Below are 11,463 nucleotides of genomic sequence, written 5' to 3'. Positions count from 1 at the left end.
GCTCACGTGGCCCCTCCGATCTGGCCCAACAGCCGGCCGAGCAGGACACGCGCCAGGTGCAGCCGCATCGCGGCCGGAACGTCGTCGCCGTCATCAGGCGCAAGGTCCTCGCCGAGCGCTGCCTGCGCCGCCGCAATCACATCGGGACTCAGGCGTGATCCCGCGATCTCAGATTCGGCTCGGCGCGCGCGCGTCGGGACATTGCCGACCGAGAAGAACGCGATGCGAATGTCCGTGATCAGATCATCCGCGCAGGTCGCGCTGATGCCGCAGCCGACCAGGGCATAGTCGCCGCGCCGACGCGCCAACTCATCGAATGCAATGCGCTGCCCCGGATTGAACAGCGGCACATGAACCGCAACGAGCAGCTCGCCCGGCGCAAGCGCCGTCTCGAACAGATCGACGAAGAAGTCCTCAGCCCTGACCCGGCGCCGGCCGGCCGGCCCGGCGACCTCGATCTCGGCCTCCAGCGCGAGCACCACCGCCGGGAATTCCGACGCCGGATCCGCGAGCGCGACGCTGCCGCCGAGAGTGCCCCGATTGCGGATGGCGGGATGGGCAACGAAGGGCGCAGCAGCCCGCAGCAGCGGCGCAAATTCCGCAATCAGCGGCTCGGTCAGCATCTCGCAATGGCGCGTCAGCGCGCCGATGCGCAGCCACTCGCCCTCACGCCGCACCCCGCGCAGCTCATCGATGTGGTTGATATCGACCAGACGGCGCGGCGCCTGCAGCCGCAGCGCGAGCGCCGGAACCAGGCTCTGGCCGCCGGCAATGTAGCGCGCGTCATCACCGCCTTGCGCGTGAGCGTCAAGCGCCTCCTCGACCGTACTTGCACGAAAATAGCTGAAAGCCCTCGCTTTCATCCGTTTCCTCGCTTCCAGGGCTCATCAGCCCGGATTCCCAGATTTGTGACCATCTGGTCTCAAAACACTGGCACACTGCCGCCAAGCCGGTCAACCAGAAACGAACGATTGGTCACAAATATGCTTTCGGCTATCAAGCCGAGATGCCGCGACAACGATGAAGGCCATGGCCAGACCTCCGAAAACCGCAAGCGCAAAGAAACAGGGCGCCAGCCGTGCGGGCAGCCAGCGAAAGAGCGCAAGCCATCCGAGGCTGCGGCGCCGCAACATGCGCGCCGCCGACCGTGAGAGGCTGATCGTGGATGAGGCGATCCGCTTCTTCGCCGAGCGCGGCTTCGAGGGCCAGACGCGGGAGCTCGCCAAGCGCATGGGCATCGCGCATTCGGTGATCTACCGGCATTTCCCCAGCAAGGAGGCGCTGATCGAACGCGTCTATCAGGAAGTCTATCTGAGCCGCTGGTCGCAGGATTGGGGTCCCCTGATCCGCGATCGCAGCCAGCCGCTGCAGGCGCGCTTGACGGGCTTCTATCTGGACTATGTGGCCCGCGTGTTCGAGTATAACTGGGTGCGGATCTTCGTGTTCTCCGGAATGCGATCGTTCGGCATCACCGGGCGCTACCTCGACCTCGTCCGGCGCGAGATCATCGAGCCGGCGGCGCTTGAGCTCCGACATGAGATGAACTTGCCTGATGTCGAGATCTGCCCGCTCGGCAGCCGCGAAACGGAAATGTTCTGGGGCCTGCACGGACGCATCTTCTACCTCGCGATCCGGAAGTTCATCTACGAGACGCCGGTCCCGTCCGATCTCGAGCAGACCGTTCGCGACGCGATCCAGCTGTTCCTGGACGGCGCGCGATCGACGCTCCCCGGCATTCTGCACGACTCGGCGAGCGGCTGCGGCGCGTGAACGGCCATCGCCGCCGGCCCGACAGTGTCCTTCGACGTCATCGCCGATCCGCCCCTGCTGCCCGGCTGGATCACATCGCCGGGCCGCGGAGCGTATCGCGATCGGCAAGCGCGATTTTTGCTATTTCATTTTTTCCGAATTCATGATCTACTCCTGCGCATCCTGCTTCGGCAAGAGGGGCGGATCGCGATCGTCACGACACGCGAGGCGGGATGCGGTGGCTGCGATCATGCCGCAGCGCGCTCCGATGGCGCGCGGACGAACGGCTGGTGGCGGACGTGAAATCGCGTGGTCCTGGCGCCCCGATGCTGGCGTCAAGCCGTCTGGTGACGATAATCCGGACGGCGACGGTGGCTAACAGGCCGGACACCGGGGAGAGCGCGAGATAAGCGTGAAAACCATCGCGCGGGGAATGCCGGAGTTCGGCTGAACCTGTGGTGACTGCCGCCTGCTTTTTTCTCTGCAGGCGGGCCATGGGTGCGGCCAGCCCCCGGCATTCCCCGCGCCCTCTTCTTCGACAGGGCGGAACGGACTGGAGCAACTCGGACGCATCGGCGCCGCGGGCCGCTTGACGACGTCTCGCTGCTGCGGTCCCCATTGAGGCACGGTTTGACGATACGCTGTTTGACTCCGTGAACGTCTCCAGTCCGGCCTCACGCCCCTCAGGCGACGCGGCCCCGGCCGTTGCGGCTGATCTTCGCCGCGACGAGATAGGACAGCGGCATCGCGACGATGAAGCCGACCAGCGCCGCGAGCGGCAGATCCTTCATCGGACTTCCGACCGGTCCCTGCACCGTCAACAACGCCGTGACCGCGCTGCCCGCCAGCACCGTGCCCAGCATGACCCAGATCAGAATTGCGACCTTGAACATCTCCCATTCTCCGTCAGTAGGAAACATCGATCCCTTGACGTGGCGATGCTCTGCCAGCGGTCTTTGTCCATCATTGATCTGGAACAACCGGACACGACAAAACAGGGAGAAGCACATGCTCCTCCCTGTTCCTATCAATTCCTGTTCCTATCAGTTAGAGGCAAGCTGGCGCGACTGCTCCGTACGGATCCAGCCGACGCCGGCTTCAACGCGGCGCCGGCACGAAGTGGTCGTGCTTGCTGACCGACGTGCCCGTCGCAGGATCGGTGATCCTGATCTCGATGTCGACCGGCACCGGCGGAAGATCGGCGCCCTTCGCCTCGACCGACATCCGGATCTCGCGGGTCTGGTCCTGTCCCACGTCGATCAGCATGCGGCCGTCGGCTTCGCGGCTCTCGCCAGCGACCGTCACCTTGGCATTCGGCGGGCCGACGACGTCGAGCACAAAGTCACGCGCGCCGCGCTTGTTGAGCAGCCGCACCGTGTAGTCATTGCGCACGCCGCCATCCGACAGCTGCACAAACAGCGGATTGCGCTCATGCAGCACATTGATGCCCATCGTGCCGCGCGTCGCCAGCGTGTACAGCATGATACCCCCGACGATGGCGATGAAGCTCGCATAGATGATCGTGCGCGGCCGGATGATGCGGTAGATCTCCGGCTTGCCCTCTTTGCGCCTGGCCACGTTGATGTCGGTGTCGTAGCCGATCAGACCGGTGGGACGGCCGATCTGGGTCATCACGCTATCGCAGGCGTCGATGCACAGGCTGCACTGGATGCAGCCGAGCTGGAGGCCGTTGCGGATGTCGACGCCGGTCGGGCAGACGTTGACGCATTGGTGGCAGTCGACGCAGTCGCCGGCCGGCGCGCCCTGCAGCCGCGCCGCCTCCGCCTTCTTGACCGACATGCGCGGCTCGCCGCGGTCGCCCTTGTAGGTGACGTTGAGCGCCCATTCGTCGGTCAGTGCGGCCTGGATGCGCGGCCACGGGCACATGTAGATGCAGACCTGCTCGCGGGCGTGGCCAGCGAACACGTAGGTCGTCGCCGTCAGAATGCCGATCCAGAGATAGGCCGTGAACGGCGCCTGGAAGGTGGCGAGGTCCTTCACCAGGGTCGGCGCATCGTCGAAATACAGCACCCAGGCGCCGCCGGTCCACCAGCCGATCATGATCCAGAGAAAGTGTTTGAGGGCGACCTGGCGGATATGCGTGAAAGTCCAGCCGCGCTTGTCGCTGAGCATGCGCTCGCGCCGGTCGCCCTCGACCCAGCGCTCGACGGCATAGAACAGGTCCGTCCATACCGTCTGCGGGCAGAGATAGCCGCACCACAGCCGGCCAGCGACCGCGTTCATCAGGAACAGGGCCACTGCGGCAATGATCAGCAGGCCGGTGAAGTAGTAGACCTCCTGCGGCCACAGCTCGATGAAGAAGAAGTAGAAGCGGCGGTGCGGGAAATCGACCAGCACCGCCTGGTTCGGCATCCCGGGACCGCGATCCCAGCGCACGAAGGGCAGCAGATAGTAGATGCCCAGCGTAATACAGAGGATGGTCCACTTGATGCGCCGGAAGCGGCCATGCACGGCCGCCGGATAGACCTTGTCGCGCGCCTTGTAGAGCGGCCCGACGATGTAGGTTTCGTCCGAGTCAGCCATGATATCCTCGCTTCATCTTCATCCTGCCTTCCATGTCGGGCCGGTTCAGGAGAACGCGTTGCCGCTTCGCAAGCCCAGCTTCCTGAACACGATCGCCGCCGGGCAGAAGCCCGTGAACGAGGCCTGGATCATGTTGACGCCTGCAAAGGCCGTCAGCAGGAACCAATAGGGACTGACGGTCCAGCCGAGCGCAAGGCCGAGCAGAACGACGACCCCGGCAAAGAAGAGAACTGCTTTGTCGATATTCATGACATGGTCCTTCATGGTTGCCTTTGAGCGTAATCAAGCCGGCGCCGCGGCATCACTGCCGCAAGCCGGACAGCGTCCAGGCGACGATTCGTTGCGAGTCCATCGCACCCGAGATCCGCGCCAGTTCCCGGCCCTTCTGCAGCAGCAGCAGGGTGGGAATTCCAGAGATGCCGAACTTCGCCGAGATCTCCGGCGCCTCGTCGGAGTTCAGCTTCAGAAGCTGTACGCGCGGTTCGAGCGCCTCGGCGGCGCGCGCGAACATCGGCGCCATCGCCCGGCACGGGCCGCACCACGGCGCCCAGACATCGACCAGCAGCGGCAGGTCGCTATGCGCAACATGGCGCTCGAACGCCGCCTGGTCGACCTCGATCGGATGGCCGGAGAACAGCGGCGCGTGACACTTGCCGCATTTGCCCTGGGTGGGCGCGCGGCCGGCGGGCAGACGGTTGATCTGTCCGCAATGGCCGCACACCAGTTGAAAGGTCCCGCTCATGTGCCTGTCCTGACCTCCTTGATCTTGGCGATGTTGAGCCGGTCGAGCAGAAACTTCTCATAGAACGGCTCCGGCGTGCCGCGCCGCATCTTGCGCAGGAAATACTTCTCGAAGGCGACCTTGGCGTAATGCACCCACTCTCCCTTCGCCGACCAGTTGACGTTACGCGGCGGGATTTGCGGCTGCGCCAGGAAGGCGACGCCGGAATCACCGAAATCGGCGAGGCAGATCGCATTCCAGGTCGGCTGCGCCTTCGGCTCCTGACCGCGCAGCAGCGCGCCGATGTTGAGGGCGGTCGCCGTGACCATCGACTCGATCATGAAGCCGGTCTTGGGCACGCCGACCGGCACCGGCGTCGGCCCGATCGGCGGGATCGCGACGCAGACGCCGATCGCGAACACGTTGGCGAAGGCCGGATTGCGCTGATGCTTGTCGACGATCACGAAGCCGCGCGGGTTGGTCAGCTTCTCGATGCCCCTCACGGCGCCGACGCCGCGGAACGCCGGCAGCATCATGGAATAGGCGAAGGGCAACTCATGCGTCTTGCGGACCGAACCGTCGTCGGCCACCTCCTCCACGACCATGCGGCCGTCCTCGACCTTGGTGACGCGCGCACTGGTGATCCACTTGATGTGCTTCTCGCGCATCTCGCTTTCCAGCAGCCCCTTGGTGTCGCCGACACCGTCGAGACCGAGATGGCCGATATAGGGTTCGGAGGTCACGAAGGTCATCGGCACCTGATCACGCATCTTGCGGCGGCGCAGTTCGGTCTCGAGGATGAAAAGAAATTCGTAGGCCGGGCCGAAGCAGGACGCGCCCTGCACCGCGCCGACGATGACCGGGCCGGGCTTCTCGGCCAGTCTGTCGAACGCCGCCTTGGCATGCGCGGCATGGTCGACATGGCACACCGACTGGGTATGGCCATCGGGGCCGAGCCCCGGAATCTCGTCGAAGGCGAGCTCGGGGCCGGTGGCCACCACGAGATAATCGTAGGCGACCATAGTGCCGTCCGTCAGCTCGACCTGGTTCTCGGCCGGATGGACGCGCTTGGCCCCCTGCGTCAGCAGGCGGATGCCCTTGCGCTGCATGACGTCGACGAGATCGATCTCGATGTCGCCGCGCTTGCGCCAGCCCACCGCCACCCACGGATTGGACGGCACGAAATGATAGGAGGATCCCTGCGAGATGACGGTCACGCGGTCCTCCTTTCGCATCTGGGGCAGCAATTCATAGGCCATCAGCGAGCCACTCAGCCCCGCTCCGATCACGACAACGTCCGCCATTGGGTCCTCCATCGCCTTGCTTCGTTCTTGTTTCGCTCAGCCCTGATCTCCCGGCCGGCCTTGACTATATATTCGTATCTCTGTATATACGCAACTATGAAATTTTATGCAGACATCATGGAAGCGGCGGCCGACCAGGCCAGCGACCTGTTGAAGGCGCTGTCAAACCGGCATCGGCTCCTGATCATCTGCCAGCTGGTCGACACTGAACGGTCGGTCGGCGAGCTCGCGGCGTTCCTCGGACTGCGCGACTCGACCGTCTCCCAGCACCTTGCGCTGCTGCGCAAGGACGGTCTGGTCACCGCCCGGCGCGATGGGCAGACGATCTACTATTCGATCACCAGCGAGCCGGCCCGCGAGGTGCTGAAGACCCTCTATCAGGTCTATTGCGCAGCGCTGCCGCCGAAACCCGCACAAAGACAAAGACTATGACAGTGCCGAGCCCACGACTTGAGCAACGTCAAGTGGGAACCCGTATTCCGGTGGGATGTCTGGACCGGCCGCAACGGTTTCGCCTGACCACCCGATTTGACTCAAAAGAGACAGGACAAGGCTGATGCGCACATTATCGCTCCTGAGCTTGATCGCCGCGATGACGTGGCAGATGGGCTGGCAGGCCGCGCCGGTGCATGCCGAGACGCTGACCGTCACACCGCGCCAAGTCGCCGACGAGAAGGCGGTGTTCGCGACGGTGGAAAGCATCAGCGTGGTCCCGGCGCGCGGCCGCATCGGCGGCACGATCGCGCAGCTCTCCGTTCGCGAAGGCGACCCCGTGAAGCGCGGCCAGCCGATCGCTCTGATCGGCGATGAGAAGCTCGCTCTGCAGCTCAAATCGCTCGACGCCCAGATCGAGGCGCTGCAGGCGCAGGCCAACCAGGCGCAAATCGACTTCACGCGTACCGAAGGCCTCGTCGAACGCGGCACCCTGCCCCGTGTCAAGCTTGACGAGACGCGCACCGCGCTCAATGTCGCCGAGAACGGCCTGCGGGCCAAGACCGCCGAGCGCGCGGTGGTCAATCAACAGATGAGCGAAGGCCAGGTGCTGGCGCCCGATGACGGCCGCGTGCTGAAGAAGCTGGTGACGGTCGGCTCGGTGGTTCTACCCGGCGATCCCGTGGTCACGGTGGCGCAGCAGAACTTCAAGCTGCGGCTGCGCGTGCCCGAACGCCATGCGCTGTTCCTGAAAGCCGGTGACAAGATCCGCCTGGATGGTGCCGAGTTCGGCGAAAGCGGCGACAAATGGGGGGTCATCGACCTCGTCTATCCGCAGATCGAGGAAGGCCGCGTCGTCGCCGATGCGATTGTTCCCGGCCTCGGCCAGTACTTCGTCGGCGACCGGCTACGCGTCTGGATCTCCGGCGGCCAGCGCGACGCCTATGTGATCCCCGCCCGCTACGTCACGACCCGCTTCGGCATCGACTACGTCCAGCTGCAGCAGGGAGCGCAGAAGGCGAGCGTACCGGTGCAGCGGGGCCGCGCCCTGCCGAGCGCCGATCTTCCCGATGGTCTCGAAATCCTGTCCGGCCTGCGCGCCGGCGACCAATTGGTGCAGCCGTGAAACTTGGACTCTCAGGCAAGCTGACCCAGGCGACCATTGCCTCGCCGCTGACACCACTGTTCCTGCTCGCCGCGCTCGTGGTCGGCCTCATCGCGGTGGTCGTCATCCCGCGTGAGGAAGAGCCGCAGATCAGCGTGCCCATGGTCGACATCCGCGTCAACGCCGACGGCCTGCGCGCGCCCGACGGCGTCGAGCTTGTGACCAAGCCGCTGGAGACGATCGTCAAGGCGATCGACGGTGTGGAGCACGTCTACAGCCAGACCGAGGATGACCGGGTCATGGTGACCGCGCGGTTCCTGGTCGGCACCAAGTTCGAGGACGCCATACTGCGCGTCCACGACAAGATCCGCGCCAATCTCGATCGCATCCCCGTCGGCATCCCCGAGCCGATGATCGTCGGCCGCGGGATCAACGACGTCGCTGTCACGGTGCTGACCCTGTCACCGAAGCCGGAGGCCGCCGAGCGCTGGTCCGACAAGGACCTCTACGAGCTGGCGGACAAGCTGCGCGCCGAGCTGACCAAGGTCGACAATATCGGCCTGACCTACATCTCCGGCGGCGGCGCCCAGCAGATCCGCGTCGAGCCTGATACCGAGAAGCTGTCGCTGTTCGGCGTGACCTTGCAGCAGCTCGTCGCCAAGGTGAAGGATGCCAACCGCTCGTTCCTCGCTGGCGACGTCCGCGACGGTGGCATCGTGCGCAACGTCACAGCCGGGCAGACGCTGACGGGCATTCCCGATATCGGCCTGCTGCTGATCTCGACCCGCGACGGCCGCCCGGTCTATGTGCGTGACGTCGCGACCGTCGTCATCGGCCCCAATCTCGCCGAACATCGCGTCTGGGACGACGCGCGCAATGGCAAGGGCGACTGGCACCGCGTGCCCGCGGTGAGCCTGGCCCTCGCCAAGCGCGCCGGCGCCAACGCGGTCGTGGTGTCGCACGACATCGCGCAGCGCCTCGAAGGACTCAAGACCAGCCTCATTCCGAGCGATGTCGCCGTCACCGTGACCCGCGACTATGGCGAGACCGCGAACGAGAAAGCCAACGAGCTCTTGTTCCATCTCGGCCTCGCCACGATCTCGATCGTCGTGCTGATTGCGGTTGCGATCGGCTGGCGCGAGGCGCTCGTGACATTCGTGGTGATTCCGACCACGATCCTGCTGACGATGTTCGCCGCCAATCTGATGGGCTACACGATCAACCGCGTCAGCCTGTTTGCTCTGATCTTCTCGATCGGCATTCTGGTCGACGACGCCATCGTCGTGGTCGAGAACATCGCCCGCCACTGGGGCATGGCTGACGGCCGGCCGCGCCTGCAGGCCACGATTGAAGCGGTGGCCGAGGTCGGCAATCCCACGGTCGTCGCCACCCTGACCGTGGTTGCCGCCCTGCTCCCGATGCTGTTCGTGTCGGGACTGATGGGCCCCTATATGGCGCCGATCCCCGCCAACGCATCGGCCGCGATGCTATTCTCGTTCTTCGTCGCCATGGTCGTGGCCCCGTGGCTGATGCTACGGCTGGCGCCAAAGCAGACCACGGCCGCGGCCGGCGCGCATCACGATGCGCATGGCGAAGGCCGCCTCGGGCGCATCTACCGCAGCGTCGCGCGCCCGATCGTCGCCAGCAAGCGCTCCGCCTGGATCTTCCTGCTCGGCGTCGGCATCGCGACGCTGCTCTCGATGACCTTGTTCGCCACCAAGTCCGTCACGGTCAAGCTGCTGCCGTTCGACAACAAGTCGGAGATCGCCGTGATGGTCGATCTGCCCGAGGGCGCGAGCCTGGAGGATACCGAGCGGACGCTGTTTGCCGCAGCCGACATCGCGCACCAGCTGCCGGAGATCACGACTGTGCAGAGCTATGCCGGCACGGCCGCGCCGTTCAACTTCAACGGCCTCGTCCGGCACTATTATTTGCGCGAGCGCCCGGAGCTCGGCGAGCTCCAGGTCAATCTCGCAGCGCGCGGCGATCGCAAGCGGGCGAGCCATGACATCGCGCTCGATCTGCGGCAGCGGCTCAAGGCCGTTTCCGTGCCGTCAGGGACCAGCATCAAGGTGGTCGAGGTGCCGCCGGGGCCGCCAGTGCTGGCGACGCTGCTTGCCGAGATCTACGGCCCGGATGCCGCGACAAGGCGCGCCGTCACGAGCGAGCTGAAGAAGGTGTTCGCCGACGTTCCTTTCATCGTCGACATCGACGATTCGATCGGCCAGCGCCGGCCGCGGCTGCGGCTGTCGATCGACCAGGACAGTCTGGAATTCTTCGGGGTCGAGCAGCGCGACGTCTACGACACCATCCAGACCTTGTTCGGCGGCGTCTCGGTCGGCTACTCGCATCGCGGCGAGGACCGCAATCCGATCGAGATCGCGGTGCGGCTGCCCAAGCGCGACAAATCGTGGAGCGAGGCTTTGGCCTCGACGCCGGTGCCGGCCAACACGGTGCCGGGCAGCAAGACGGTGGTCGAGCTCGGCCAGGTCGTGAAGGCCACGATGGAAGACGGTTCGCCGATGATCTTCCGCCGCGACGGGCGCTTCGCCGACATGGTGATGGCCGAGCTCGCCGGCCGCTTCGAGGCACCGCTCTACGGCATGCTCGCGGTCGCCGACCGCATCGACGCCCATGACTGGGGCAAGCTGCCCAAGCCGGTGATCGGCTTCCACGGCCAGCCCAAGGACGAGTCCCGTCCGACGCTGCTGTGGGATGGCGAATGGGAGATTACCTATGTGACCTTCCGCGACATGGGCGCGGCGTTCGGCGCAGCGATCCTCGGCATCTACGTGCTGGTGGTGGCGCAGTTCAAGAGCTTCCGCCTGCCGCTGGTCATCCTGACTCCGATCCCGCTGACCCTGATCGGCATCCTGCTCGGCCATTGGCTGCTGGGCGCGCCGTTCACCGCGACCTCGATGATCGGCTTCATCGCGCTGGCCGGCATCATCGTCCGCAACTCGATTCTGCTCGTCGACTTCATCCGGCACAGCGGCGGCGAGGGCAAGACGCTGCGCGACGTCGTGTTGGAAGCCGGCGCAGTGCGCTTCAAGCCGATCCTGCTCACGGCGCTGGCCGCGATGATCGGTGCGGCCACGATCCTGCTCGACCCGATCTTCCAGGGCCTGGCGATCTCGCTGCTGTTCGGCCTGGCCTCATCCACTTTGCTCACCGTGCTCGTGATCCCCGCGATCTACATCGCACTGCGCGAGCCCGGCAACCCCACCACGAAGATGTCGTAGGAGACACGAATGACCAAGTTGTACAGCGAGATCTGCAAGGACCTGTCCGGCAACTTGAAGACGCTGCGCAAGGACATTCCCGACGTGATGCAGGGCTTCTCCGCACTGGCGCGGGCCGCCGGCGCCGACGGCGCGCTCGACAAGAAGACCAAGGAGCTGATTGCGCTTGCCATCGGCGTCGCGGTCCGCTGCGACGGCTGCATCGGCTTTCACGCCGAGGCGCTGGTCCGTCTCGGCGCAACCCGCCAGGAGGTCGAGGAGACGCTCGGCATGGCGATCTACATGGGCGGCGGGCCGTCGCTGATGTATGCGGCCGACGCCATTGCAGCGTTCGAGCAGTTCCAGCAGCAGACGGCGGCCGCCTGA

Annotated in this window: 12 protein-coding genes; 6 read left to right on the top strand and 6 right to left on the bottom strand. The window is 65.4% G+C overall.

Translation table 11 applies throughout. From position 1 onward, the window contains the following. Positions 1-2: 2 nt before the first annotated feature. Entirely contained in the window at positions 3-863 is an 861-nt protein-coding gene (locus HL671_RS14260; RefSeq protein WP_012043817.1) for an FAD binding domain-containing protein, read from the bottom strand. Positions 864-1,131: 268 nt separating this feature from the next. On the opposite strand from HL671_RS14260, the gene HL671_RS14255 reads away from it, so the two are divergent. Together HL671_RS14255 and HL671_RS14250 are read left to right on the top strand one after the other, a co-directional pair. Further along, the gene (locus tag HL671_RS14255; protein WP_012043815.1) at positions 1,132-1,770 is read left to right on the top strand and encodes a TetR/AcrR family transcriptional regulator; all 639 of its coding nucleotides are present in this window, start codon (positions 1,132-1,134) and stop codon (positions 1,768-1,770) included. Positions 1,771-1,794: 24 nt separating this feature from the next. Beyond that, on the top strand, positions 1,795-2,052 hold the full coding sequence (locus tag HL671_RS14250) for a hypothetical protein (RefSeq protein ID WP_041750729.1): 258 nt from the start codon (positions 1,795-1,797) through the stop codon (positions 2,050-2,052). Positions 2,053-2,432: 380 nt separating this feature from the next. Here the strand turns inward: HL671_RS14250 and HL671_RS14245 are convergent, their stop codons facing one another. The 5 genes from HL671_RS14245 to HL671_RS14225 all read right to left on the bottom strand — a co-directional run bounded on the left by HL671_RS14245 (position 2,433) and on the right by HL671_RS14225 (position 6,318). Beyond that, on the bottom strand, positions 2,433-2,642 hold the full coding sequence (locus tag HL671_RS14245; RefSeq protein WP_012043813.1) for a hypothetical protein: 210 nt from the start codon (positions 2,640-2,642) through the stop codon (positions 2,433-2,435). 205 nt (positions 2,643-2,847) lie between these two features. After that, on the bottom strand, positions 2,848-4,293 hold the full coding sequence (gene ccoG, locus HL671_RS14240) for a cytochrome c oxidase accessory protein CcoG (protein ID WP_012043812.1): 1,446 nt from the start codon (positions 4,291-4,293) through the stop codon (positions 2,848-2,850). Between the two features lie 45 nt (positions 4,294-4,338). Continuing rightward, on the bottom strand, positions 4,339-4,542 hold the full coding sequence (locus tag HL671_RS14235) for a YgaP family membrane protein (protein WP_012043811.1): 204 nt from the start codon (positions 4,540-4,542) through the stop codon (positions 4,339-4,341). Positions 4,543-4,594: 52 nt separating this feature from the next. Further along, on the bottom strand, positions 4,595-5,035 hold the full coding sequence (trxC, locus tag HL671_RS14230; protein WP_012043810.1) for a thioredoxin TrxC: 441 nt from the start codon (positions 5,033-5,035) through the stop codon (positions 4,595-4,597). Next, positions 5,032-6,318: an NAD(P)/FAD-dependent oxidoreductase gene (locus HL671_RS14225; RefSeq protein ID WP_012043809.1), complete on the bottom strand. Its 1,287-nt coding sequence runs from the start codon at positions 6,316-6,318 to the stop codon at positions 5,032-5,034. The genes trxC and HL671_RS14225 overlap by 4 nt, the downstream gene beginning before the upstream one ends. A 96-nt stretch (positions 6,319-6,414) precedes the next feature. Here HL671_RS14225 and HL671_RS14220 point away from each other — a divergent pair, with 96 nt between their 5' ends. From HL671_RS14220 to HL671_RS14205, 4 genes are all read left to right on the top strand, one after another. Beyond that, positions 6,415-6,750 (top strand): ArsR/SmtB family transcription factor, encoded by a 336-nt coding sequence (locus HL671_RS14220; RefSeq protein ID WP_041750728.1) that lies wholly within the window; start codon positions 6,415-6,417, stop codon positions 6,748-6,750. Between the two features lie 124 nt (positions 6,751-6,874). Further along, a complete protein-coding gene (locus HL671_RS14215) occupies positions 6,875-7,876 on the top strand; it encodes an efflux RND transporter periplasmic adaptor subunit (RefSeq protein ID WP_172236757.1) in 1,002 nt (333 codons plus the stop codon). Continuing rightward, on the top strand, positions 7,873-11,097 hold the full coding sequence (locus HL671_RS14210; RefSeq protein WP_172236756.1) for an efflux RND transporter permease subunit: 3,225 nt from the start codon (positions 7,873-7,875) through the stop codon (positions 11,095-11,097). Before HL671_RS14215 ends, HL671_RS14210 begins: the two co-directional genes overlap by 4 nt. A gap of 9 nt (positions 11,098-11,106) precedes the next feature. Next, on the top strand, positions 11,107-11,463 hold the full coding sequence (locus HL671_RS14205) for a carboxymuconolactone decarboxylase family protein (protein WP_012043805.1): 357 nt from the start codon (positions 11,107-11,109) through the stop codon (positions 11,461-11,463).

Origin of the sequence: Bradyrhizobium denitrificans (assembly GCF_013179005.1) — a bacterium.
GTDB lineage: Bacteria > Pseudomonadota > Alphaproteobacteria > Rhizobiales > Xanthobacteraceae > Bradyrhizobium > Bradyrhizobium denitrificans.
This window is presented reverse-complemented; position numbering and strand designations above follow the sequence as displayed.

What these genes read in the sequence shown, in the direction of transcription:
- HL671_RS14225 (WP_012043809.1), bottom strand. Translation starts at nt 6,318, where the DNA reads ATGGCGGACGTTGTCGTGATCGGAGCGGGGCTGAGTGGCTCGCTGATG.
- HL671_RS14235 (WP_012043811.1), bottom strand. Translation starts at nt 4,542, where the DNA reads ATGAATATCGACAAAGCAGTTCTCTTCTTTGCCGGGGTCGTCGTTCTG.
- HL671_RS14220 (WP_041750728.1), top strand. Translation starts at nt 6,415, where the DNA reads ATGAAATTTTATGCAGACATCATGGAAGCGGCGGCCGACCAGGCCAGC.
- HL671_RS14205 (WP_012043805.1), top strand. Translation starts at nt 11,107, where the DNA reads ATGACCAAGTTGTACAGCGAGATCTGCAAGGACCTGTCCGGCAACTTG.
- trxC (WP_012043810.1), bottom strand. Translation starts at nt 5,035, where the DNA reads ATGAGCGGGACCTTTCAACTGGTGTGCGGCCATTGCGGACAGATCAAC.
- HL671_RS14255 (WP_012043815.1), top strand. Translation starts at nt 1,132, where the DNA reads ATGCGCGCCGCCGACCGTGAGAGGCTGATCGTGGATGAGGCGATCCGC.
- HL671_RS14215 (WP_172236757.1), top strand. Translation starts at nt 6,875, where the DNA reads ATGCGCACATTATCGCTCCTGAGCTTGATCGCCGCGATGACGTGGCAG.
- HL671_RS14245 (WP_012043813.1), bottom strand. Translation starts at nt 2,642, where the DNA reads ATGTTCAAGGTCGCAATTCTGATCTGGGTCATGCTGGGCACGGTGCTG.
- ccoG (WP_012043812.1), bottom strand. Translation starts at nt 4,293, where the DNA reads ATGGCTGACTCGGACGAAACCTACATCGTCGGGCCGCTCTACAAGGCG.
- HL671_RS14260 (WP_012043817.1), bottom strand. Translation starts at nt 863, where the DNA reads ATGAAAGCGAGGGCTTTCAGCTATTTTCGTGCAAGTACGGTCGAGGAG.